At 58.7% G+C, this 22,349-nt stretch carries 22 protein-coding genes and 1 riboswitch; of the genes, 13 read left to right on the forward strand and 9 right to left on the reverse strand.

Annotated features, from left to right (window positions below; translation table 11 throughout):
• Positions 1 to 2 precede the first annotated feature (2 nt).
• Positions 3 to 524: a DUF6446 family protein gene (locus AC2TEM_RS03920; protein ID WP_170421080.1), complete on the reverse strand. Its 522-nt coding sequence runs from the start codon at positions 522 to 524 to the stop codon at positions 3 to 5.
• Positions 525 to 602: 78 nt separating this feature from the next.
• Between AC2TEM_RS03920 and AC2TEM_RS03925 the strand changes: the two genes are divergently transcribed.
• On the forward strand, positions 603 to 1,235 hold the full coding sequence (locus AC2TEM_RS03925) for a MarC family protein (RefSeq protein ID WP_170404988.1): 633 nt from the start codon (positions 603 to 605) through the stop codon (positions 1,233 to 1,235).
• An 8-nt stretch (positions 1,236 to 1,243) separates the two neighbouring features.
• Here AC2TEM_RS03925 and AC2TEM_RS03930 read toward each other — a convergent pair whose 3' ends face one another.
• Entirely contained in the window at positions 1,244 to 2,173 is a 930-nt protein-coding gene (locus tag AC2TEM_RS03930) for a glycine--tRNA ligase subunit alpha (protein WP_170404985.1), read from the reverse strand.
• A gap of 205 nt (positions 2,174 to 2,378) precedes the next feature.
• On the opposite strand from AC2TEM_RS03930, the gene AC2TEM_RS03935 reads away from it, so the two are divergent.
• Positions 2,379 to 4,118 carry a serine protease gene (locus AC2TEM_RS03935; RefSeq protein WP_170422418.1) on the forward strand — a complete coding sequence of 580 codons (1,740 nt, stop codon included), beginning with the start codon at positions 2,379 to 2,381 and terminating at the stop codon, positions 4,116 to 4,118.
• Between the two features lie 56 nt (positions 4,119 to 4,174).
• Here the strand turns inward: AC2TEM_RS03935 and AC2TEM_RS03940 are convergent, their stop codons facing one another.
• From AC2TEM_RS03940 to metZ, 5 genes are all read right to left on the reverse strand, one after another.
• The gene (locus AC2TEM_RS03940; protein ID WP_170421078.1) at positions 4,175 to 5,749 is read right to left on the reverse strand and encodes a thiamine pyrophosphate-binding protein; all 1,575 of its coding nucleotides are present in this window, start codon (positions 5,747 to 5,749) and stop codon (positions 4,175 to 4,177) included.
• Positions 5,749 to 7,197: a TrkH family potassium uptake protein gene (locus tag AC2TEM_RS03945; protein ID WP_170393516.1), complete on the reverse strand. Its 1,449-nt coding sequence runs from the start codon at positions 7,195 to 7,197 to the stop codon at positions 5,749 to 5,751. Before AC2TEM_RS03945 ends, AC2TEM_RS03940 begins: the two co-directional genes overlap by 1 nt.
• 51 nt (positions 7,198 to 7,248) lie before the next feature.
• Positions 7,249 to 8,001 (reverse strand): hypothetical protein, encoded by a 753-nt coding sequence (locus AC2TEM_RS03950; RefSeq protein WP_170421075.1) that lies wholly within the window; start codon positions 7,999 to 8,001, stop codon positions 7,249 to 7,251.
• Between the two features lie 280 nt (positions 8,002 to 8,281).
• The gene (folE2, locus tag AC2TEM_RS03955; protein WP_170421073.1) at positions 8,282 to 9,385 is read right to left on the reverse strand and encodes a GTP cyclohydrolase FolE2; all 1,104 of its coding nucleotides are present in this window, start codon (positions 9,383 to 9,385) and stop codon (positions 8,282 to 8,284) included.
• A 181-nt stretch (positions 9,386 to 9,566) separates the two neighbouring features.
• Positions 9,567 to 10,757 (reverse strand): O-succinylhomoserine sulfhydrylase, encoded by a 1,191-nt coding sequence (gene metZ / locus AC2TEM_RS03960; protein WP_170421071.1) that lies wholly within the window; start codon positions 10,755 to 10,757, stop codon positions 9,567 to 9,569.
• A gap of 62 nt (positions 10,758 to 10,819) precedes the next feature.
• Positions 10,820 to 10,897: riboswitch (SAM riboswitch) on the reverse strand.
• 130 nt (positions 10,898 to 11,027) lie between these two features.
• Here metZ and AC2TEM_RS03965 point away from each other — a divergent pair.
• From AC2TEM_RS03965 to AC2TEM_RS03980, 4 genes are all read left to right on the forward strand, one after another.
• Positions 11,028 to 11,717, forward strand: coding sequence for a glutathione S-transferase N-terminal domain-containing protein (locus AC2TEM_RS03965; protein ID WP_170421069.1), 690 nt, complete (start codon positions 11,028 to 11,030; stop codon positions 11,715 to 11,717).
• Positions 11,718 to 11,830: 113 nt separating this feature from the next.
• Positions 11,831 to 12,664, forward strand: coding sequence for a TPM domain-containing protein (locus AC2TEM_RS03970; protein ID WP_170421067.1), 834 nt, complete (start codon positions 11,831 to 11,833; stop codon positions 12,662 to 12,664).
• Between the two features lie 183 nt (positions 12,665 to 12,847).
• Entirely contained in the window at positions 12,848 to 13,171 is a 324-nt protein-coding gene (locus AC2TEM_RS03975) for a 2Fe-2S iron-sulfur cluster-binding protein (protein ID WP_170404961.1), read from the forward strand.
• Positions 13,172 to 13,263: 92 nt separating this feature from the next.
• Entirely contained in the window at positions 13,264 to 13,962 is a 699-nt protein-coding gene (locus tag AC2TEM_RS03980) for an FG-GAP repeat domain-containing protein (protein WP_480856002.1), read from the forward strand.
• Positions 13,963 to 14,056: 94 nt separating this feature from the next.
• Here AC2TEM_RS03980 and purD read toward each other — a convergent pair whose 3' ends face one another.
• Complete coding sequence (purD, locus tag AC2TEM_RS03985; protein WP_170421063.1) at positions 14,057 to 15,319, reverse strand: phosphoribosylamine--glycine ligase; 1,263 nt, start codon at positions 15,317 to 15,319, stop codon at positions 14,057 to 14,059.
• Between the two features lie 74 nt (positions 15,320 to 15,393).
• Between purD and xseA the strand changes: the two genes are divergently transcribed.
• Positions 15,394 to 16,878 carry an exodeoxyribonuclease VII large subunit gene (gene xseA / locus AC2TEM_RS03990; protein ID WP_170608840.1) on the forward strand — a complete coding sequence of 495 codons (1,485 nt, stop codon included), beginning with the start codon at positions 15,394 to 15,396 and terminating at the stop codon, positions 16,876 to 16,878.
• Between the two features lie 3 nt (positions 16,879 to 16,881).
• Complete coding sequence (locus tag AC2TEM_RS03995) at positions 16,882 to 17,544, forward strand: glutathione S-transferase family protein (protein ID WP_170421059.1); 663 nt, start codon at positions 16,882 to 16,884, stop codon at positions 17,542 to 17,544.
• Here the strand turns inward: AC2TEM_RS03995 and AC2TEM_RS04000 are convergent.
• Positions 17,520 to 17,915: a hypothetical protein gene (locus AC2TEM_RS04000; protein ID WP_170421058.1), complete on the reverse strand. Its 396-nt coding sequence runs from the start codon at positions 17,913 to 17,915 to the stop codon at positions 17,520 to 17,522. The two genes, AC2TEM_RS03995 and AC2TEM_RS04000, sit on opposite strands and share 25 nt — an antisense overlap.
• Before the next feature lie 141 nt (positions 17,916 to 18,056).
• On the opposite strand from AC2TEM_RS04000, the gene AC2TEM_RS04005 reads away from it, so the two are divergent.
• From AC2TEM_RS04005 to AC2TEM_RS04025, 5 genes are all read left to right on the forward strand, one after another.
• Positions 18,057 to 18,695: a lysoplasmalogenase gene (locus AC2TEM_RS04005; RefSeq protein ID WP_170608838.1), complete on the forward strand. Its 639-nt coding sequence runs from the start codon at positions 18,057 to 18,059 to the stop codon at positions 18,693 to 18,695.
• Between the two features lie 58 nt (positions 18,696 to 18,753).
• Positions 18,754 to 19,893, forward strand: coding sequence for a signal recognition particle-docking protein FtsY (gene ftsY / locus AC2TEM_RS04010; protein ID WP_170421053.1), 1,140 nt, complete (start codon positions 18,754 to 18,756; stop codon positions 19,891 to 19,893).
• A gap of 88 nt (positions 19,894 to 19,981) precedes the next feature.
• Positions 19,982 to 20,884, forward strand: coding sequence for a DMT family transporter (locus AC2TEM_RS04015; RefSeq protein WP_170393546.1), 903 nt, complete (start codon positions 19,982 to 19,984; stop codon positions 20,882 to 20,884).
• Positions 20,885 to 20,900: 16 nt separating this feature from the next.
• On the forward strand, positions 20,901 to 21,506 hold the full coding sequence (locus AC2TEM_RS04020) for an inner membrane-spanning protein YciB (RefSeq protein WP_170393548.1): 606 nt from the start codon (positions 20,901 to 20,903) through the stop codon (positions 21,504 to 21,506).
• Between the two features lie 109 nt (positions 21,507 to 21,615).
• On the forward strand, positions 21,616 to 22,284 hold the full coding sequence (locus AC2TEM_RS04025) for a Crp/Fnr family transcriptional regulator (protein ID WP_170393550.1): 669 nt from the start codon (positions 21,616 to 21,618) through the stop codon (positions 22,282 to 22,284).
• The last annotated feature ends 65 nt before the right edge of the window (positions 22,285 to 22,349 follow it).

Below are 22,349 nucleotides of genomic sequence, written 5' to 3' on the forward strand. Positions count from 1 at the left end.
CATCAGCCCTCGGGCCTGGGTGGGCACTCCTCGCCCACAACCGTGCCGTCATAGGCTTTTTCACCGCAATTGTTCAGCGCATGCCAGACGTAGCCTTTACCATCCTGTGTAATGGCAACGATCCGGTCGACACCATAATGGATGTTCTTGGTGCCCAAGAAAGCCTGTGCTTGACCCGATTTCAATACGTTGGCCAGCGCAACTGCGTCGTAGCAGTCAAACCACCCTGGCGCGGTCAATGGCTCGGGGTTCTCGACAGGGGTAAAATCCACCATTTGATCCGGCCTCAACTCGGTTTCGAAACAGGCCCGATACCGGATCGGAGAGCTGTCGGCGTCAATGGCCTTAAACCCAGCATAGGCGATGGCTTCGGGCGCTTCCGCCCCTTGCGCCAGCAGGACCACATCCTGGCCCGGGCGCGGTTCTACCTCATAATAGAACCCATAAACCTGCAGGTAATACATGCCAGCACCGGCCAGAACGCCAGAAATCAGAAGGATTAGCGCAACCAATTTTCCAGTCATCGTTTACGCCACCTCTTTCAAGTTCATAGAAAATAAGACAGGTTCCCAAGCAGTACGGTCAGAAACGAGGCTACTCGCATGGAAACCACTCTTGCCGTCGGATTCTTTGGCGCGCTTTTTGCAATCATGAATCCGATTACCAACTTGCCTGTGTTCCTGAGTGTCACGCAAGACCTGCCCATTTCGGATCAACGCAAAGTGGCTGTGAAAACTGCGCTTTATTGCACGATCCTCGGTGGCGCCTTCGCTGCGATCGGCAGTCAAGCGCTTGGGCTCTTTGGCATCAGCGTCGATGACCTGCGCGTCGCCGGTGGCCTCGTTGTACTGATGATCGGCCTGAACATGCTGAACGGGAACGAGAGCAGCTCGCATCACGGAACCGACGGAGAAAAGAAATCCTATCCCGCGCCCGAGACCGTTGCGTTCTATCCCTTGGCTTTTCCCATTCTGGTCGGCCCCGGAACAATCACAACACTGATCCTTTATGCGCACCACATCAAAACCCCGGTCGAAGCCGTTGTCTATGCAGGTGTATTTCTGTTCGTGGTGGCCTTGCTTTTGATCACGTTCTGGAACGCATCGGCGTTGGCTAAGCGGCTGTCGGACAATGCTCGCGTGATAATGAGCCGCTTCATGGGCATGATTCTTGCGGCTATCGCAATCAGCATGATCGCAGACGGCCTGAAGGCGTTGTTGCCCGGACTGGCCTAGGCGCTGCATCAAACTTCGAACCCGGCAGCCTCGGTCTGCACGAACGCATCGGCGCATTGCTTGGCCAATGCGCGAACGCGGCCGATATAGGCCTGTCTTTCGGTAACCGAAATCACCCCGCGGGCGTCCAGCAAGTTGAAGATGTGGCTGGCCTTGATGCACTGATCATATGCGGGATGCGCCATGATGATGCGCTTGCCCGTCTTCGGGTCGTCATGTTCCTGCGCCAGAATGGTCGCGCATTCGGTTTCAGCCTCTTCGAAATGACGCAGCAGGACCTCGGTATTGGCAATATCGAAGTTCCAGCGGGCGTATTCCTCTTCGGTCTGCTTGAAGATGTCGCCATAGGTCAGCGGGCTGGGCGACTGAGGATCGTTGAAGGGCATGTCCATCACATGGTCGATGCCCAGCACATACATGGCCAGACGTTCCAAACCATAGGTCAGCTCACCCGAAACCGGCGCACAGTCATGGCCGCCGACCTGTTGGAAATAGGTGAACTGGCTGACTTCCATGCCGTCACACCAAACCTCCCATCCCAGACCCCACGCACCCAGAGTGGGGCTTTCCCAGTCATCCTCGACAAAGCGGATGTCGTGCAGATCCATGTCGATGCCGATGGCCTCGAGGCTGCCCAGATACAGTTCCTGCAAATCAGGCGGACTGGGTTTGATCAGCACCTGGTATTGATAGTAATGCTGCAACCGGTTCGGGTTTTCGCCATAACGTCCGTCTGTCGGGCGACGCGAGGGCTGAACGTAGGCCGCTGCCCAAGCCTTGGACCCCAAAGCGCGCAGGGTGGTTGCCGGATGGAACGTACCTGCGCCGACCTCCATGTCATAGGGTTGCAGGATCGCACAGCCTTTCGACGCCCAATAGGACTGAAGCCTTAGGATAATCTCTTGAAATGAACGTGGTGCGCTATTGGGTTCGGTCATGACAATTCCCTTGGACGCCCAAGCGCCCGGTTCCGGTGGGTTCGGCCCTTCCTATGCAAGGCATCCAAGGGCGTCAACGGGCCAATCGGCCACTCTGTCGCTGAGCGGCCACACACAGAATTCCCCGTATTCCGGGCATGGCAATCGGACCGCGATTCCGCGTAATCTGCGCCAAAGTGAAAACACTGCAGAACACGGGCAGACAATGACACGCGTATTTACGGTTATTACATTCTTTATCCTCTTCGGCCTGCGCGCCGCTTTTGCCCAGCAAGATGCGGGCGTCTTTGTTCAGATCGAGGCGCAGCCGTCGCTGCGCGAGGCGCAGGAACGGGCGCAGGTCTATGCGAACGCGCTGCCCGATGTGAACGGGTTTCGGCTGAATTCTGGCTGGTATGCCATTGTTATCGGGCCCTATTTACGCGACGACGCCGAACAGGTGCTGCGCGTTTACAGGGCCGAGCGTCAGATCCCATCGGACAGTTTCATCGCCTTCTCCAGCGCGCTGGGGCAACAGTTCTGGCCCATCGGTGCCAACATCCTGAACCGCGGCGTCGTCACCGCCCCGATCCAACCCGAGCCGCAGCCAGATCAGCCCTTGGCCGGTCTTACCCTGCAGGACGCAGATGAAACCCGTTCGCAGGCTCTGCAGGGCGAACGCCTTTTGACCGCGCAAGAGCGCAGAGACCTGCAAATCGCGTTGCAGGCAGCCGGGTTCTACAATTCAACAATTGACGGAGCCTTTGGTCAGGACACCCGCCGCTCGATGGGCGATTGGCAACGTTCCAACGGGTTCGACGCGACTGGCGTTCTGACCACGCTGCAGCGCAAAACCCTGATGGATGACTACAACGCTCCACTGATCAGCGTCGGGATGGCACACTATTCCGACCCGCAAGCCGGGATCGAACTGGACATGCCAATAGGCGTCTTGGGCTTTGACCGTTACGAGGCACCCTTTGCCCATTTCAACCCCACTTCTGATCTGGACGCCAAGGCGCTGCTGATCTCGCAGGAAGGCTCTGCCGCAACCCTGCGGGCGCTCTATCAAGTGATGCAGTCGCTTGAAATCGTTCCTCTGGACGGTGAGCGCAGCCTGCGCGGCAACAGCTTCACGATTGAAGGGCGCGGAAATGGCATGACCTCGTTCACGCAAGCAGCTCTGAAAGACGGCAAGATCAAAGGTTTCACGCTGGTCTGGCCTGCCGGGGATGAGGCTCGCCGCGCCCGAGTTTTGGCCGCGATGCGCGCAAGCTTTGCCACGACCGATGCCGTACTGGATGCCGGTGCCGGAGCGGATGCTGACCAGCGCATCGATTTGATGTCAGGACTGCAAATCCGCAAACCGCGGCTATCGCGATCGGGCTTCTTCGCCGACGCTGATGGTACGGTTCTGACGGTCACCGAGGCCGCTGAAAGCTGCACCCGCATCACGCTGGACGGTGACCAAGAGGTTCAGCTGGCTTGGCAGGATGCCGACCTTGGTGTCGCTGTGCTGCGTCCTAGCAAGACCCTAGCCCCGATCAGTGTTGCCGAGTTCCGCGCGGGCGTTCCGCGTATTCAGTCTCAGGTCGCTGTTTCGGGCTTTTCTTACGAAGGCGCGTTGGGTGCCCCTACTCTGACCTTTGGCGAAATCGCTGATATCCGCGGCCTGAATGGAGAAGATGGCGTCAAACGCCTTGCACTGTCCGCCCAGCCCGGCGACGCGGGAGGACCTGTCTTTGACGATAGCGGCAGCGTTGTTGGCATGTTGCTACCTGCCCCTTCCGATGGGCGTACCCTGCCCGACTCGGTCAGCCTTGCGGCGAATGTGGCACGTCTGACCGAAGTTCTGACCAAGGCGGGCATCTCAGGTCAGCCCGCCCAAGGCTCAGCCCAGATTTCACCCAACGAACTGAGCCGCAGAGCCAACGGAATGACCGTTCTGGTGCACTGCTGGGACTGAACAATCAGGTTCAGGGAAAAGGCGCTGCACGAAGGTGCACGCCTTTTTTCATAGGTTTACAGGATATCCGGTGTGACCCGTATCAATGTGGGAACCTCGGCCTGAAAGGCGGCGCGCACTGCGGCCTGCATCTCATCCAGCGTCTTCGGTGCAGCTGACAGCGCCCCGAACGCCTCGGCCAGTTTGCAGAAATCCGGGTTTCGCGCGATCACCGCATTAGGCGCGATCTGTCCGCGCACCATGCTCTCTTCAATCTCTTTGAGTTTACCATTGTCCCACAGAATGATGGGTAGCGGCAGGCCGAGTTCGACAGCAACCCCAAGCTCTTGCATTGTGTAGTGAAAACCATAGTCACCCGCGATGACCGCTGTGGGTTTGCCCCGCCGTGCTACTGCACCACCGATCCCGGCTGGCAGGGCGTACCCCAGCGTGCCAAATCCAGTCGGGTGGTGCCAATGATAAGGAAAGCCCATGTCCCAGACTTCTTTCGCGACATACGCGAATTGGGTCATGTCCGAATAAATCATCGTATCCAAGGGCATGGCCGCCCTGAGTGCATCGACCACGGGGACAATGCCCGGGCGCTCGGCATCTACCTCGGCCCGCCAGCGCGCGCGCGCCTCGCGCACCTCGTCCGCAGACCAACCAGCGGATGGTTTTACCTGATCGGACACTGCCCACAGCGCATGCGCAAAACTCTCACCATCTGCCTGCAGTTTGACAGCCGCACGATGGTGGTCTGACAGCACTTGCGGGTCCAGATCAACACGCACCATAGTTGCGTTGTGGCCCAGATCATGGCGCCACAGATCAACCTCGCCCAGTTCAGCACCGACAACAACGACAAGATCAGCCGAGGCAATTACTTTGGCGCTGCCCGGTCGTGGCAGCATCGATCCGAAATCCAGCGGATAATCGGACCCGGCCAGCCCGCGACCGGCATACGTCGTGAAGCACGCCGCCCCCAATTGGGTCAGGATCTGTCGCCAAAGGTTAGACCGGCACCCGCCGCCTAATATGAACAACGGCCGCTGCGCGATATTCAGCAGCGACAGAACCGGTGCCACATCCGGTGGAACAGTCTGGTTGCGCAAGGCAGGCTGGTTTGGAAAAGGTGCAGGCGCTGCCTCGGCCTCCAATTGCGCGATGGGTACCTGAATGTGTTTCGGTCGCGGGCGCGACAGCTCAAACTCTTCGAAGGCGCGCTCGATCAGACCATAGGCAGCCTTGGCATCGTTCGCCTGACAGGACCAGTCTGTAACTGTCTCGGCCGCAGCGCGTTGATCCTTCATCTGATGCAATTGGCCACGCAGTGCTTGTGTCTCTTCGAGGCAAGAAGACAACACCAGCATCGGCACCGAATCCGAATAAGCCTGCCCCATCGGCGTCATGATGTTGCACAGGCCCGGTCCGGTGATCACATAGGCCACCCCCGGCTTGCCAGACGCGCGGGCATATCCATCGGCCATGAAACCGGCCCCCTGCTCATGCCGGGCCAGAACATGCGTGATCCCGGCCTCTTCGATACCGCGATACATCTCCTGATTATGCACGCCCGGTATGCCAAAGATCACGTCAACGCCACGATCCTTAAGCATGTGCGAGATCTGCGCCCCAAGGGGTCGTTTCATTAGCCTCTCCAGAATTGAACGGTAAAGATTGCGTAGACAGCCAGCAGTTCAAGGCGTCCGACCAGCATCCCAATCGTCAGCAGCCACTTGGCACCGTCATTCAGCCCCGCAAAGTTGCCTGCTGGCCCGATCTGTTCCCCCAGTCCCGGCCCCACATTAGCCAGTGCCGTCGCGGCCCCCGATACCGAGGTGATAAAGTCCAACCCAGTCAGGGCCAGCGCCCACGACAGAACCCCCATCGATAGTGCAAAGAACATGAAGAAACTCATGACCGAGGTCAGCACGTCGCGACTGATCGGTCGTCCATCATAGCGCGGCACGAACACACCATGCGGCGAACGAATTCGGCTGAGCTGGGTTTTAATCGACGCAAACAGCAATTGATAGCGGAACACCTTGATCGAACACGCGGTGGACCCCGCGCAACCGCCAATCAATCCGATCAGGAAGAACAACATGACCGGAAAACTGCCCCAGCCCATATAGTCGACACTCGCGTACCCGGTGCCCGAAATGATCGATGTGATGTTGAACAGCGACTCGCGGAACGCCTGCTCCCAATGGTGCGGAAAGACCGAAGTCAGGAAGATCGACATGATCACAACCAGAACCACGATGGTTGCCAGAAACGCCCGAATCTGGCTGTCTTTCCACAACGAGCTTGTGTGACCATTGGCCAATTGCACATACCGCACAAATGGCAGCGCCGCGAGGATCATGAAGATGGCAGCGGCATATTCCAGAGGTCCCGAAAACCGGGCGAAAGAGCTGTCATAGTTTGAAAACCCGCCCGTCGCGATTGTGGTCATGGCATGTACGACGGCGTCAAAAAAGCTCATGCCGAAACCGGCATAGACCAATGCACAGACCACCGTCAGAAATACGTAGATCAAGGAAATCTGCCCGGCGATCTCTTGCGCACGGGGCAGAATTTTTCCCATGGTTTCAAACCCTTCCGAGCGGAAGATCTGCATCCCACCAACGCGCAGCTCGGGTAGGAACACCATCGCCACGACGATGATTCCGATGCCCCCCAACCATTGCAAAACGCCCCGCCAGAGCAACAAGCCCTGTGGCAGTTCGTCTAGCCCCGAGATCACGGTTGAACCTGTGGTGGTCAGCCCCGACATCGCCTCGAAATAGGCATCGACGAAACGCAGTTCAGTTTCGCCGAACAGAAAAGGAATTGCGCCAAAAACCGGCAACGCCACCCAGACACCCGAGGTCAGCAAAAAGGTCTGACGGATGGTCAGACCTTCGCCCACTCCGTTGGAACAACTCATCGCAAGAACACTGCCGGTCAGCAGTGTTATGACCGCGCTTTCAAAGAAAACATGCCACTCGCCCCGCCCCTCGATCATGTCGACAAGCATAGGCAGCAGCATGGTCGCCCCTAGAATGGCGACCAGCAGGCCAATCACATATCCGACCGGGCGAAGATCCATCATGACGGGCAGCGTTGGCGCGCCAGCCCGACGGTGTCAAGCAGATGATCCGTGTTAACTGTCGGATTTTATCTCAACGCCCGGCATCGCGGGTGGCTTCGACGGGGCGCGTGCACGACGCGGTGCCGGTTTGGCCTGCTCAGCCGACGCAGCTGCGGGTTTCTTCGTCGCAGGTTTTGCAGCGGCAGGTTTCGGAGCCGCTGTGGCCAGAGGCGCAGCTTTTGCCGGGGCGGGCTTAGCTGCCGCAGGTGCCTTGGGCGCCGCTTTTGCCGTGTTTGCTGATGCTTTCGGCGCTGCGGCTGCCGGTTGTGCCTTGGCTTGTGCTGAAGATTTGAACTCCGCAACCGGCTTGGCCGCCGTTGATACTGGCTTGGCCGCTTTCGAGGCGGGTTTTGCAGATACTTTGGCCTTCGCCGGTGCTGCTTTCACAGCCGGTTTGGCTACCGGGGCCGCCTTGGGTGCAGAGGCCGCAACCTTAGGAGCCGCCGCTTTCGGCGCAGGTGCCACCGCAGGCTTAGCCGCCGCCTTCGGCTTTGGTGCTGCTTTGGGTTTCGGCGCCTCTTTAGGCTTTACTGCAACCTTGGCTTTTGCAGCCGGTCTGGCTGGCTTTCGCGTTGCTGGTGTCGCCACTTCGCGGGCAACCGGTGCGGGTGCCTCGGCTGTCTTCAGTCCGTGCAGAGGTGTCATCGGCAGATCAAAAGCCGCGCGGGTCATGATCTGCATGATCTCCATCTGACTGGCCATTGCGTAACCGGCCATCCGGATGGCGGCTGCCTGAAACTCAAGCGGTTGAGTAATCGGATTCATTGCATGTCTCTCCTGATAAAACCGAGGCAGCGGGTAGATGAGTAAAGGACCCCGCCCGCCCCAATCGTCCGGGCGGATTTGCAGGTTGGCGGTCCAAGTGTTGCACGTCCCGGTTTCCTTTCGGGCTGCGCGACCCGGTTTTTACGGATGCGCAGCAGCTGCACTCGGGGACAATCTAGCGCAATTCAGGGTGCAGATGCAGCAATTCCTGCTGCATTGCGGCAAAAAAGCGCCCATGCAGGATTTTTGACTGTTTTTCCAGCAGTTTCCGCAGGGTCAATCAGCCCACATGAAACAGCGTCGTGAACAAACGCGGGTCCAGGCTCGCGGATTCGAAGGTTGGACCTTCGGTCAGAATCGAGACCGCATCATGGCTGTGCAGGCTTTCCTGATGGCTGGCGATCACACGGAAATCGCCGACATGATGATCGGCCTGCAGCTCGGCGCAGAACAGACGCGCGGCATCTTCCACGAATATGGGATTGGCCGCGTTCAGTTCGGCAAAGGCCTGTTCATCTTCGCGCTTGACCATCACCTGAGTTTCGGTTGGCACCGCGCGGCGGCACAGCGCGATCAGATCTTCGAACCACAGGCAATCGGCGTTGCAATCGATAACCACCGAAATCCGCGCCACCGAGCGCTGGGAATGCGGCGTCGCCAACTGCCCGCGGGTTGCGCGCGCGTGTTCGCTCAGTTCCAATGAACAGGGGCAAGTGGACGAATAGACATAGTCCAGATGCATAATCTTCAGACGTTCCCCGCCTTGATCAACCAGTTCCAGCGCGATGTCGTAATACTGGTATCCGGACAAGCCCGAACGCAGGCTCTCAATCCGATCGGGATAGGAAAACCGCATCTGTATGCGCGCATCCAAACTATCCAGATCAGTCAGATAGTCGTTCAGTGCTGCCTCCATCACCTCAAAACTAAAGGTGCGCTCGGCGTGCTTGTAGAAGGACCGCATGATCCGAGACATGTTGATGCCCTTCTTCTCGGCCTCAAGGCTGACAGACCCGGTGACCGAGGTCTCAAGTGTCAGCTCGGCACCGCTTTTGCGATGGAACCGGATCGGCAGACGGAAATTCGAGATGCCGACATGCTGGATCTGCTGCATCGAACCCCGGATCAGGCTGGACGGACCGTTTTGCAGATCCGGCAATGTGGCCTTGTAGGCTGCATCCGCCTCGAACTCGTGGGGATATTCGCGCGACAGGGCTGGATAGTTTGACGGCAACAGCCCCGGGACAAGCTGCGCAATGGCCGGGTCCAGTTGACTGATCTCGGCCGCCGAGGCTGATTTCGCCCATTCGCGCAGCACCTTGAGCGCTGCTGCGGCCTGATCGTGATCGGGTGTCTCGTTGATGTCGCGCGGATGAATGTTCATTGGCACGGATCCCTTGCTAGGCCGACGGTTATATACCACCGAGGTTTAATTACCAGTCCTGAACGATACGCGCGGAATAGCAGTCCGGATCGAAATTCGAGGCAAGAAATCGTCATTTTACAACCAAATGCGCCGGATCAGGCGGATCACATCCGCCTGATGGTGCATTCCCGGCGCATCACTAGCCCTGAGATACGTCTAGCGCGCGCTGGATATCCGCCAGCAAATCACCGGCATCCTCAAGCCCAACCGAAAGGCGGATCAGGCCCGGCGTGATACCCAACTCATCGCGTTGTTCGTCACTCAGACGCTGGTGCGTTGTGGTGGCCGGGTGCGTTGCGATCGACTTGGCATCGCCCAGATTGTTCGAGATCACAGGGATCGTCAGCGCATTCAGGAAAGCAAACGCCGCCGCTTTGCCGCCCTTGATGTCCAGCGATAGAACCGTACCGCCCTTGCCGCCCAGCTGCTCTTGCACCAACGCGTTTTGCGCATGGGTTCTCAGCCCGGGATACAGAGTCCGCTCCAATGCAGAATGCCCTTCTAAAGCTTCTGCAATCTTCTGCGCGCTGTCGGCTTGCGCGTTTACGCGCAGGGCCATAGTTTCAAGACCTTTGACCATGATCCAAGCGCTGAACGGGCTAAGCGCACCGCCGGTGTGCTTCATGTAAGGCTCGACCGTGCCACGGATGAATTCCTTAGTGCCGATGATCACGCCGCCCAGCGCCCGGCCCTGCCCGTCGATATGCTTGGTCGCCGAATAGACCACCACGTCGGCTCCCTGTTCGATCGCGCGCGAGAACACGGGTGTCGAGAACACGTTGTCCACGATTACAACCGCACCCACCGCATGGGCCAGCTTAGACACGGACGTGATGTCGATCACTTCAAGCGTCGGGTTCGACATGGATTCAAAAAACACTGCCTTGGTGTCAGGCCGGATCGCGACCTCCCACGCGTCCAGATCGGTGCCGTCTACAAAGGTCACCTCAACGCCATAACGCGTCAGGATGTTTTCAAGGATATACAGACAGGACCCAAAAAGCGCCTTGGCTGAAACCACATGGTCGCCCGCCCGCAGCATCGAAGTCAGCGCACCGTTCACAGCGGCCATACCTGAAGCGGTGGCAAACGCATCCTCGCCGCCTTCCAAAGCTGCGATACGCTGCTCGAACATCGACACGGTGGGGTTGCCGTAGCGGGCATAGATGAACTCATCCGGGCCGCTTTCAATAAACCGGGCCTCGGCCTGCTCGGCGTTATCGTAGACAAACCCCTGCGTCAGAAAGATCGACTCAGAAACCTCATTGTACTGACTGCGACGGATGCCGCCATGGACGGCTTGGGTGCGTTTGTTCCAGCTCTCGCTCATCTCATTCCTTTCAGCCCCGCATTGGAGGCAAACAAAAAACCCCAGACGCGGCCAAGCGAAAGGGGTCTTTCATCCTGACCTTTTAGCGGTGTTGTTTAACGTGGCCCGCAATCCGGTAACAAATCGCCACATGAATGAAGATGCGTTTACGCCCCGCCCCGGAACACGTCAAGCCCGACTGATCACCGGTCACGCTTTCGTAACACGGCCAGGCGCGCTCTTGCCGTTTGTGCAGAAAGCTTCATGATCGCCCAAACTCAAGGAGGCCCCATGATTGAACTCTATTTCTGGCCCACGCCCAACGGCTGGAAAGTGTCCATCGCTCTGGAAGAGATGGAGCTGCCCTACAAAACCCACCTGATCAACATCGGCAAGGGCGACCAGTTCGATCCCGAGTTTCTAAAGATCTCGCCTAACAACCGTATGCCCGCCATCGTCGACCCGGACGGCCCTGACGGCGCGCCTGTTTCGGTCTTCGAAAGCGGCGCGATCCTGATGTACCTCGCCCGCAAGACCGGGCGGTTCTACGGCAATACCGAACGTGACAGGATCGCAGTCGAGGAATGGCTGATGTGGCAAATGGGCGGCGTAGGCCCGATGGCCGGCCAAGCGCATCACTTCCTTAAATACGCCCCACATCTGGACCCGCCACAAGACCATCCCTATCCGAAAGACCGCTATCGCAGTGAGGTCGGGCGTCTCTACGGCGTGCTCGACCGCAGGCTGGCCGAAAACGAATACGTCGCCGGCGATTTCTACTCCATCGCCGACATGTCGATCTGGGGCTGGGCCAGCCTATGGGAAGGCCAGCAACAGGTGCTTGAGGACAAACCGCATTTCACCCGCTGGCTGGACATGATGAGCGCCCGACCCAGCGTGCAGGCAGGCCGAGCCTTACATGCGGAACTGCGCGGGGATCATCGGGACCGGCAGTCGCAGGGGGTATTGTTCAGGCGGTAATCGTTACCGAAAACCATCATCGGCATTTGACACACAACCTTCCAGGGTCGGGCCATATCCCGGTTGCTATTGTGTCGCTCGGTGATACGTTTCCGAAAAACACGCGGGCAGCCATGAGAATTGTTTTCGTCTTATTAATGATTTGGGCCAATACTGCATTTGGGCAAACTTATCCCGACTATCGAAGCACGACCGTCAACGACTTTGCCAATTTGCTCAGCCCGTTGGACGAGGAGGCACTTGCTGAGCAACTAGATGGGCTCAAACGCGAGACAGGGGTCGAAATGACCATCCTGACACTGCGCACTCAAGGCGACTATGCCGACGGTCTGACGCTCGAACAGTTTGCCACCGGGCTTTTTGACCACTGGGGGATCGGCGACGCTTCTCGAAACGATGGTGTGCTTGTGATGGTCTTACGGGATGACCGGGCTATGCGAATCGAGCTTGGTGCCGCCTATGGGCGCGACTGGGATCACGCCGCGGAACGCATTGTTGACACGCAATTCCTCCCGGCCTTCAAAGCAAACAATTATGCAATCGGGATCAAGGCCGGCACTACGGCTATCATAGATCAGATCATACAGCCTTTTCGCACTGGCGAGGCCGCGCCCGCCAAGAAAACAAATGATGATCCAGGTCTCTGGATATTTGGCCTCTTTGCCATGATGATTATGATGCTCAAAGGCCGCAATTTCATAAGTGATGGTCTGGTACGACTTCGAACCTGCCCAAAATGTGGGAACCGCAGTCTGCGCCAGAGGCGACGCATCACGCTCTCCGCAAGTACAACGAGGGCCGGTTCGGGCATTCGCCGGATCGAATGCCTAAAATGCGATTACGCTGAAGAAACCAGCTACTATATCCCTCAGGTTTCCCAAAGCTCTGGCGGGGGCGGTTTCGGCGGCGGTCGATCTGGTGGCGGGGGCGCGTCCGGGCGCTGGTAGCACTCATCAGGCAAATTCGTTTTCTCAGTGTTTCCCTGCAATCGCGTCGCCAGGCACGCAAACTTAGCCTTGCCAAAGCCGCAAAACTCCAAACACGGCATCCAGAGTCGCAATTGCCACTGGAATCACCTAATTCCCTTCACTAAGAAAGCTCTCGAACATCGCAAAAGGAAGACGCAAGCAATGGCAAAGATCACCTATGTCGAGCACAGCGGTACCGAACATACAGTCGACGTCGCCAACGGGCTGACGGTCATGGAAGGGGCCCGCGACAACAACATCCCCGGCATCGAGGCCGATTGCGGCGGCGCCTGCGCCTGCTCGACCTGCCACGTCTATATTCATCCTGACTGGGTCGAGAGAATCCCCGCCAAGGACGACATGGAAGAAGACATGCTGGACTTCGCCTATGAACCCGACCCGACCCGCTCGCGCCTGACCTGCCAGATCAAGGTCACCGACGCGCTGGATGGTCTGGTTGTGCAGATGCCCGAAAAGCAGATCTGATGCACTCTGATGCGCCGCGTCAGCCCAACCGCCTTTGGCACCGTCGGGCGCGCGGCGCTGTTCTGATGGTTTGCATTTGGCTAACGGGGAATATGCCCGCAGCCAGCGGCGAAACCAAAGTATCTGCTCGCTTCACGGAACCAACAACACGCTACGCCCATGGGGTGCTTGGCGACGCCGTCGAATACGGTGCTTTGGAAATCGACGTCGGAACAAGTATTTCCTCGGCGGCAAAGCGAAAAGCCGATAGCTCCAAACGCTCGACTGTTACTGTACGTCTGCCCGAAGACCGCGTATTCGAAGATCTTGCCCCACGCCTGGCCGATATCGATCAGGACGGGTTGCCCGAAGTCATCGTTGTAGAGACCCAGCAGCATACGGGTGCTCAACTGGCGATCTATGACGTCAATGGTCAAAAAATCGCCGCCACCCCCCATATCGGCACGCGCAACCGCTGGCTCGCCCCCATCGGTGCCGCCGATCTGGATGGTGATGGACATGTCGAGATCGCCTATGTCGACCGCCCACACCTTGCGAAAACTCTGCGCATCTGGCGTTACAAAGACGGTGAACTCATTGAAATCGCGACAATCCCTGGCCTTACCAATCACAGGATCGGAGAAGATTTTATTTCAGGCGGTCTGCGCCAATGCGAAACGCACCCAGAGCTGATCCTCGCCAGCGCCGACTGGTCGCGGATCATAGGCGTCTCGTACAGCAAGGGCTGGCGACAAAAAGACCTCGGACCACTCAACAGTCTCAAAGATCTGACCAATTCACTAAAGTGCTGATCCGATCTTCATCTGGCCATAAATACCTCGGGGAGCGCGAGGGGCTGGCCCCTCGCCCCGAAATCATCAAGCCGGGCGCAGCCCGACTACTGAGTTAAAGCGCGCGCCAGCCGATGTCGCGACGGAAGAACCCTTCAGGCCAATCAACACCTTCAACCATGTCATACGCCCGGTCGCGTGCGTCTTTCAGCGTTTCCCCACGCGCAGTCACATTCAGAACGCGGCCACCCGCGGCCTGAACCTTGCCTTCAGCCGCTTTTGTCCCCGCGTGGAATACCATGTTGCTACTATCCTCGGCCAGATCGCCCAGGCCGTTGATCACAGTGCCTTTTTCATAAGAACCAGGATACCCCTTTGCCGCCATCACGACCGTGATGGCGTGATCGTCGGCCCAGTTCACCCGCGTCTCAGCCAAGCGACCCTCGGCCGCCGCGTGCATCAGGTCCATGGCCTGAGCGCCAAGGCGCATCATCAGTACCTGACATTCGGGATCTCCGAACCGCACGTTGTACTCCACCAACCTGGGCTGACCATCCTTGATCATCAAACCGGCGTAGAGCACACCCTGAAACGGTGTCCCGCGCCGCTTCATCTCGGCCACCGTCGGGCGCACGATCTGATCCATCGCAAGGGCCTCGATCTCGGCGCTCAGCACCGGGGCCGGAGAATAGGCGCCCATCCCCCCAGTGTTCAGCCCGGTATCGCCCTCGCCGACGCGCTTGTGATCCTGCGCTGTGCCGATCGACAGGATATCCTCTCCGTCACAGAGCACGAACAGAGACGCCTCCTCGCCCTCCATGAACTCCTCGATCACCACTTCGGCCCCCGCGCCACCAAAAGCTCCGCCGAACATGTCGTCAATCGCGTCCAGGGCGGTTTGCTCGTCCATCGCAACGATCACGCCCTTCCCGGCAGCCAGCCCATCGGCCTTGACCACGATCGGGGTCCCCTGCGCACGGATGTATTCCTTGGCGGGCTCAGCCTCGGCGAACCGGGCATAAGCCGCCGTCGGCGCGCCGGATGCGTCACAGATTTCCTTGGTGAAACTTTTTGAGGCCTCCAGCCGCGCCGCTTCTGCCGAGGGCCCGAAAACCAGCACACCCGCTTCGCGCAGCCGGTCAGCAACCCCTGCAGCCAAAGGCGCTTCGGGGCCAACGATCACGAAATCAATCGCGTTTTCCTCGGCAAAGTTGACCACAGCACCGCCATCCTCGATATCCAACGCCGCGCACTCTGCGATCTGGGCGATCCCGGCATTCCCCGGCGCCACAATCAGGCGATCACATTTGGGGTTTTGCATCACCGCCCAAGCCAGACTGTGCTCGCGTCCACCGCTGCCGAGAATGAGGATATTCATGAAACGCTCCGATCTGCTTGGCCTTGCCTGCGCGGCGTTCTAAGCTGCGCAGAGATTTGACACAAGGCGCTGAAATGTCCGACCTGCTAGATGACCCGATTCCGGGTCAGAACACCCCCGAATACACTGTCTCGGACATCTCGGGCGAGGTGAAGCGCACGCTCGAGGGAACCTTTGGCCGAATCCGTGTGCGTGGAGAAGTGGGCCGCGTGTTCAAGGCCCGCTCGGGCCATCTGTATTACGACATAAAGGACGACCGGAACGTGCTGGCCTGCACAACTTGGAAAGGGCAGATTTCTGGTCTTTCAGTTGTTCCCGAAGAAGGCCTCGAGGTTGTCGTCACCGGGCGCCTGACAGCTTTTGGAGCCCAGTCGAAATACAACCTGAATGTCGATGAAGTCGCCGTCGCCGGGCAAGGCGCGCTGATGGCATTGCTGGAAAAGCGCAAAAAGCAGCTCGAATCCGAAGGCTTGTTTGCGGCTGAACGAAAGAAACCCCTGCCCTACTTGCCGCAGATCATCGGCGTTGTCACTTCGCCCTCCGGTGCGGTGATCCGAGACATCTTGCATCGGCTGCGCGATCGGTTCCCGCGCAAAGTACTGATCTGGCCCGTCGCGGTTCAGGGTGCAAACTGTGCCCCCGAAGTGACCCGCGCCATCGAAGGCTTCAATCAACTCACACCGGGCGGGGTCCTCCCGCGACCCGACCTGATTATCGTCGCGCGCGGCGGTGGGTCCATAGAAGACCTCTGGGGCTTCAACGAAGAAAGCGTCGCGCGCGCGACTGCGGCCTCAGAAATCCCGCTGATCTCGGCCGTCGGGCACGAGACGGACACCACCCTGATCGACTATGTCTCGGACCGCCGCGCGCCTACGCCAACCGCCGCTGCCGAACTTGCCGTACCGGTCCGCATGGAATTGCTGGCTTGGACCAACGAACAAGGGGCCCGCCTGTCGCGCGCGGCAACAGATGCCGTACAACGCCGCAGTCAACGGCTGCGCGATCTGTCCCGCGCCCTGCCGCGCCCAGACACACTGCTGGAAAGCCCGCGCCAAAGGTTAGACCAGATATCCGAGCGCTTGCCCAACGCGCTGATCTGGGGTGTTCAGAACCGCCGCGTCAAACTGCTGGACAGTGCGGCGCGTCTGCGCCCCTCGACCCTGCGCAGCTTTGTCGAAACCCGCCGCGATCGCTGGCGCAACATGTCCTCGCGCCTGTCAATGCGCCCGATCCAGCGCGAACTGGAAACACGCCGCGACGCTCTGAATCGCCTGTCCGAGCGTTTGAATGCCGCACAATCCACACGACTGGACCGCCTCCGCCAGCAGATGGAGGCCACCGATCGCCTGCGCGAAACGCTGAGCTACAAAGCGACGCTCGGGCGTGGCTACGCCGTCGTGCGCGCCGAAGGAGAGGTCATCACAACCAAAGCTCAAGCCTCCGGTCACGCTGTTCTTGAGATCGAATTCGCTGACGGTCGCCTCAGCACCGGGGCTGCGGGCAAGGCGCCACCCAAGAAATCCAAACAGGCACCTCCTGATCAGGGATCGTTGTTCTGACCGATGTTGACGATCTGGGGCCGTAAAACATCCTCGAACGTTCAGGCCTTAATGTGGTGCGTGGGTGAGCTTGGCCTAGAATACCAGCGTCACGATCTTGGCCATCGCTTCGGCGGGCTGGACACTGCAGCGTTTCGGGCACTGAACCCAAACAAAACCATCCCCGTCCTGCAAGATGGCGACAACCCACCGCTTTGGGAAACCGGCGCCATCCTGCGATATCTGGCCACCCAATATGGCGAACAGGCATTCTGGCCTTCAGATCCTGCCCGGCGCGCCACGATCGACAAATGGGCCGAATGGGCGAAACTCAACGTGGCGATGGCGTTCACCGTTCCGGTGTTCTGGCAAATTGTGCGAACACCCGTTGAACAGCAGGACCAAACAGCGATCCGTCGGGCTGTCAGCGATTTGGAAATCAAACTGGCAATCGCAGACAAGGAGCTGGACCAAAACACGTTCCTTGCGGGTGAGCATTTTACACTGGCGGATATACAGTTCGGCCACGTTCTTTACCGCTACTACGATATCGACATCGTCCGCGCACCGTTACCGCATTTGCGTCGATACTATGAACGGCTAACCGAAAGGCCCGCGTTTCAACATCACGTCATGCTGGACTATGAAGACCTGCGACCATTTCAGACCCCGACATCCGGTCCGTAGCACAACATCTCTTCGCCAATATCCTCGGCCTCGTACAGCTCGGTCGCGGTCGGGTCACCCTCAAATTGCGCGATCAATCCGCCTCCGGATTGCCAGAAAACCCAGCATTGCGGCGCCAGTTGATCCTCATAGATGAAACAGATCTGATCTTCCTGCTCGTACCAAACCCCGTTCATGCAATTGCCATCCAGAAATGACCAGATGACTCTGCGGTCTGGCAGATACCGTTCGACTCCGTAGGCCTGCCCATCGAACCCGTAATACAAGGTTTTTCCACGCGTATACGCATCAAACTCAGGCCCTGTCAGAGGCGACTGCGCCGCAACGGGCTGAGCGAAAAGGGTCAGCAGAATCAAGCAAATTCGGATCATGACCACACTGTGTCAGAAGCAGCCCACAAGTGCCATTCAACCTTTCCACATCGCGACGATCGGCAAGATAACTCCACGTCACGCCTTGATGCACCGCCGAGATCATGGCGATGATTGCCTCAAAAACATCGGGGACGCACCATGACGACACTTCTTTTCTGGATTGCGGCGGCCTGCGCGCTGACCTACCTGCCACTTACCGCGCGCCCGGCCGGCACGCTGCGTAGCATGCTGAAAACAGCATCGGTCGTGCTGCTGGCAGGCGCCGCCATACTGGCAAGCGCGCCATGGCTCCTGATCCTCGCCCTCACCTTCTGCGCGATAGGCGATGCCCTTTTGTCACGCGAAACCGACAGCACATTCATGGCAGGCATCGGTGCATTTGCTGCGGGGCATTTGGCCTATATCGCCTTATTTTTGACGAGCCCCAGCAGCAACCCTGAACTGATCTTCGACCACCCCGCGATCTTCTGGTCCCTGATCATCCTGGGCATCGTTATGGCCACGCTGCTCACCCCCCGCGCCGGAGACCTCAAAGTCCCCGTCCTCGCTTATATTCCAATCATCCTGGGCATGGGCATCACCGTTCTTGCCCTTCCCGAAACTGGAGCACTACGCTGGGCCCTTCCCGCCGCGATGGCCTTCATTGCCTCGGACCTGGCGCTTGCGACTGAAAAGTTCCTGCTACCTGCCAATCACCCGGCCCTGAAACTTACGCCCTATCTGGTCTGGCCGCTTTATTGGGCGGCCCAAGCCGGGTTTCTGATCGCCTTCACCTGACCCTTTGCAACTGCCTTCAATCCACATTAGGTGAGGGGAACACCTGCGGAGATCAAAAATGGCGTTTTTCTCAAAGCTCAAGGACAAGCTGTTCAAATCCTCATCGCGCCTCGAAGAGGGGCTGGATGCAATTGTCGAGGATGGCGGCGAGGAAACCCCAAATCCTGATCCGGTGATCCCCGAACCAGAGCCCGAACCGCAACCGGTTCCCGAAGTGCCAGAACCCACGCCCGCGCCCCAACCGGTCGAGCCTCCCGCTCCGATCCCGGCTGATCCCACACCGGCGCCTCCACCCCCAGAGGTTCCAGAATCCAAGGGTTTGATGGGTCGCCTGTTCGGCCGAAATGAATCCAAGACCGTTGTCCGCCGCACGCTGGACGACGACATGCTGGAGCAACTCGAAGAGCTTCTGATCGCCTCGGATATGGGCGTCGACACCGCCTTGCGCGTTACGTCCAACATGGCCGAGGGCCGCTTTGGCCGCAAACTCTCGACCCAGGAAATCAAACAGCTGCTGGCGCAGGAGGTTGCCCGCGTGATGGAACCCGTGGCCAAACCAATGCCGATCTACCCCAAACGCCCGCAAGTGGTGCTGGTTGTTGGCGTCAACGGTTCGGGCAAAACTACGACAATCGGTAAGCTTGCCAGCCAGTTCAAAGCCGCCGGCAAGAAAGTCGTCATCGCCGCCGGAGACACATTCCGCGCCGCCGCCGTCGAACAGCTGCAGGTCTGGGGTGACCGCGCAGGCGTGCCCGTATTGACGGCACCCGAAGGGTCCGACCCTGCCTCGCTCGCCTTCGATGCACTGACCAAAGCCCAGAGCGAAGGTGCTGACCTTCTGATGATCGACACCGCAGGCCGCCTGCAAAACCGCGCCGACCTGATGGAAGAGCTGGCCAAAATCGTCCGCGTCATCCGCAAGGTTGACGACACCGCACCGCACAACACTCTGCTGGTGCTGGACGCCACCACCGGGCAAAACGCCCTCAGTCAGGTCGAAACCTTCCGCAAACTGGCCGATGTCTCGGGCCTCGTGATGACCAAACTGGACGGCACAGCCAAAGGCGGCGTGCTGGTCGCCCTCGCCGACAAGTTCGGCCTTCCGATCCACGCCATTGGTGTCGGTGAGCAAATCGACGACCTCGCCCCGTTTGATCCCGAAGAATTCGCCGCCGCCCTGACGGGCTTACAATCCTGATCCGCCCCTTCATCTGGCCGAAAATACCTTCGGGGGGCGTGGGGGGCAGACAGCCCCCCACTCTCTCCGCCCAAGCGAAAGCCCCGATTTGAGCGACTGGCTGATCTCCCTCGAAGGCACCGAAGCAGGCCACCAACTCGCCCTCGCCCTCGCGCTGATGGCGGCCTTTCTGCATGCGGTTTTCGGTGCACTGCAAAAAGGTCGCCACGACCCGTGGATGTCGCGCGGGGCGATCGATGCCTGCTACTGCCTTATGGCGATGCCATTCGCCTTCTTTATCGTGCCATGGCCCGAACCATACATGTGGCCGATCTTTGGCGTCGTTTGGCTGATCCATATCGGCTATAAGGTGCTGCAGGCGATGGCCTACACCAAAGGCTCCTATACCGTTGTCTATCCGGTCGTGCGCGGTACTGGCCCGCTCTTCACTGTGATCGGAGCCTATCTTTTGTTCGGTGAAACCTTCTCGGCCATCCAATGGCTTGGAGTGGCGACGCTTCTTGCGGGTATCTTCGGCCTTGCCGCCTATAACCTGCGCTACCTTGAGACCAATCGAGATACGCTGCAAATCGCGCTGGTGCTGGCGGTCGTCACGGGCCTCTTCGTGGCGCTCTATACGACCTATGATGCCTACGGTATCCGCGCTACGGCCGACCCGTTCACCTTCCTTGCGTGGTTCTTCATGATCGACGGGGCCGCGATGCCGATCTATGCTGCGCTCAGATACCGCGCAATGATCCACCGCCCTGCGCTCGGACCTCTGATGCTTCGCGGGTTCGCGGGCGGCATCATCGCGCCGATGTCCTTCGGTGCCATCATGCTCGCCACGCGACTGGACAAGGTCGGAGAGGCGGCGGTCCTGCGCGAAACCTCCACCGTTTTCGCAGCACTCATCGGCTGGCTGGTGCTGAAAGAAACTGTCGGCCCCAGACGCATTGCGTTGATGGCATTGATTGCACTCGGCGCAGTAATAGTTGAAATGGGCGGGTAAGCAGCAGGTCGGAATCATGGCAGAGAAAAAAGACATCAACCCATTCCTCAAACAGGTACTGGAACTTGGCCCCCCACTGGCCTTCTTCTTCATCTACCTGCGCCTGCGTGATGACAATTTCGTGATCGGCGGCACCGAGTATTCTGGGTTCATTGTCGCCACCATCCTGTTCGTGCCGCTGATGCTGGCTGCCATGGGCATCCTCTGGTACCTGACGGGCAAACTCAGCCGGATGCAGATTTTCACCGCATTCATGGTGATTTTCTTCGGCGGCCTCACCGCGTGGTTCAATGACGAGCGGTTTTTCAAGATGAAAACAACACTGGTCTATGGCTTCTTTTCCGCCATCCTCGGGATCGGGCTTTTGCAGGGGAAATCCTACCTGGCATATGTTCTGGACGAGATGCTACCCATGCAGCACGAGGGCTGGATGATCCTCACCCGGCGTCTGTGTGCCTGTTTCGCAGTACTGGCCGCAGCCAATGAATTGGTCTGGCGCACGATGTCAACGGACCTATGGGTCAAGATCGAAACCTTCGGCTTTCCCATTGCCTTGATGGCGTTTCTGATGATGCAGTTCAACCTGCTGCAAAGCTATATGGATGATCCCGACAAGCAATAACTGTTCTTGCCCAAGCGTAACAAGCTAACAAAATTTCTTGGCTTAAGCTTGAAGCTGTGAAAAGTTGGGTCACCACCCGCACCACTCAACCCCGGAGATCAGCGCCCGAATGATGGCATTTCCCAACAGTGGATTCCTGTCCGAAGCCTCTGAAGAGCTGCGCACCATGCTGGCAGCCCAGGCCACCGAAGTCACATTGGATCGGGGCGATGTCCTGTTCGAGCAGGACGATGAAGGCGATGCGCTCTATGCCATTCTTTCCGGTGCGCTCGAAGTGTCATTTCTTGCGTCGAGCGGGCGCAAGCTGTCTCTCAGCATGATGCGCCCAGGTGAGGTGTTCGGGGAAATCGCGTTGTTTGACAGCGGTCCCCGCACCGCAACCGTTACTGCAGCTGAGCCCTCCAAAGTCCTGCGCGTTCGCCAGAAAGACATGATGGCGCAGATCCGGGAACATCCTGACCTTGCGGTGGATCTGATCCGCTTGGCCGGTCTTCGCATGCGTTATATGGGCGCTCAATTGAACGAGCAGGTATTCCTGCCGATGCCGATCCGACTGGCGCGCAAGCTTTTGCACCTGGCAGGACAACAGGACAGCCCAACGGCACGTATCACGCTTTCGCAGAGCGAATTGGCCGAATTTGTCGGTGCGACGCGTGAGGCAGTGTCAAAGACCATTTCGACATGGAAACGCGACAATGTCGTCGAAGCTTCGCGCGGCGGGCTGCAGATCCACGACTTTGACGCGCTGCGGCAACTGGCCGAATCCGATTTAATCTAAATTTTCGGCACAGATGTGATCCGCTTCACATACGCAGCTTTAAGATTGCCCTAAGGTCAATCCCG

It is taken from the genome of Ruegeria sp. HKCCD3925 (assembly GCF_057221175.1).

Coding starts and splice junctions, on each gene's coding strand:
- AC2TEM_RS03920 (WP_170421080.1), bottom strand. CDS start 524: ATGACTGGAAAATTGGTTGCGCTAATCCTTCTGATTTCTGGCGTTCTG.
- AC2TEM_RS03925 (WP_170404988.1), top strand. CDS start 603: ATGGAAACCACTCTTGCCGTCGGATTCTTTGGCGCGCTTTTTGCAATC.
- AC2TEM_RS03930 (WP_170404985.1), bottom strand. CDS start 2,173: ATGACCGAACCCAATAGCGCACCACGTTCATTTCAAGAGATTATCCTA.
- AC2TEM_RS03935 (WP_170422418.1), top strand. CDS start 2,379: ATGACACGCGTATTTACGGTTATTACATTCTTTATCCTCTTCGGCCTG.
- AC2TEM_RS03940 (WP_170421078.1), bottom strand. CDS start 5,749: ATGAAACGACCCCTTGGGGCGCAGATCTCGCACATGCTTAAGGATCGT.
- AC2TEM_RS03945 (WP_170393516.1), bottom strand. CDS start 7,197: ATGATGGATCTTCGCCCGGTCGGATATGTGATTGGCCTGCTGGTCGCC.
- AC2TEM_RS03950 (WP_170421075.1), bottom strand. CDS start 8,001: ATGAATCCGATTACTCAACCGCTTGAGTTTCAGGCAGCCGCCATCCGG.
- folE2 (WP_170421073.1), bottom strand. CDS start 9,385: ATGAACATTCATCCGCGCGACATCAACGAGACACCCGATCACGATCAG.
- metZ (WP_170421071.1), bottom strand. CDS start 10,757: ATGAGCGAGAGCTGGAACAAACGCACCCAAGCCGTCCATGGCGGCATC.
- AC2TEM_RS03965 (WP_170421069.1), top strand. CDS start 11,028: ATGATTGAACTCTATTTCTGGCCCACGCCCAACGGCTGGAAAGTGTCC.
- AC2TEM_RS03970 (WP_170421067.1), top strand. CDS start 11,831: ATGAGAATTGTTTTCGTCTTATTAATGATTTGGGCCAATACTGCATTT.
- AC2TEM_RS03975 (WP_170404961.1), top strand. CDS start 12,848: ATGGCAAAGATCACCTATGTCGAGCACAGCGGTACCGAACATACAGTC.
- AC2TEM_RS03980 (WP_480856002.1), top strand. CDS start 13,264: ATGCCCGCAGCCAGCGGCGAAACCAAAGTATCTGCTCGCTTCACGGAA.
- purD (WP_170421063.1), bottom strand. CDS start 15,319: ATGAATATCCTCATTCTCGGCAGCGGTGGACGCGAGCACAGTCTGGCT.
- xseA (WP_170608840.1), top strand. CDS start 15,394: ATGTCCGACCTGCTAGATGACCCGATTCCGGGTCAGAACACCCCCGAA.
- AC2TEM_RS03995 (WP_170421059.1), top strand. CDS start 16,882: ATGTTGACGATCTGGGGCCGTAAAACATCCTCGAACGTTCAGGCCTTA.
- AC2TEM_RS04000 (WP_170421058.1), bottom strand. CDS start 17,915: ATGATCCGAATTTGCTTGATTCTGCTGACCCTTTTCGCTCAGCCCGTT.
- AC2TEM_RS04005 (WP_170608838.1), top strand. CDS start 18,057: ATGACGACACTTCTTTTCTGGATTGCGGCGGCCTGCGCGCTGACCTAC.
- ftsY (WP_170421053.1), top strand. CDS start 18,754: ATGGCGTTTTTCTCAAAGCTCAAGGACAAGCTGTTCAAATCCTCATCG.
- AC2TEM_RS04020 (WP_170393548.1), top strand. CDS start 20,901: ATGGCAGAGAAAAAAGACATCAACCCATTCCTCAAACAGGTACTGGAA.
- AC2TEM_RS04025 (WP_170393550.1), top strand. CDS start 21,616: ATGATGGCATTTCCCAACAGTGGATTCCTGTCCGAAGCCTCTGAAGAG.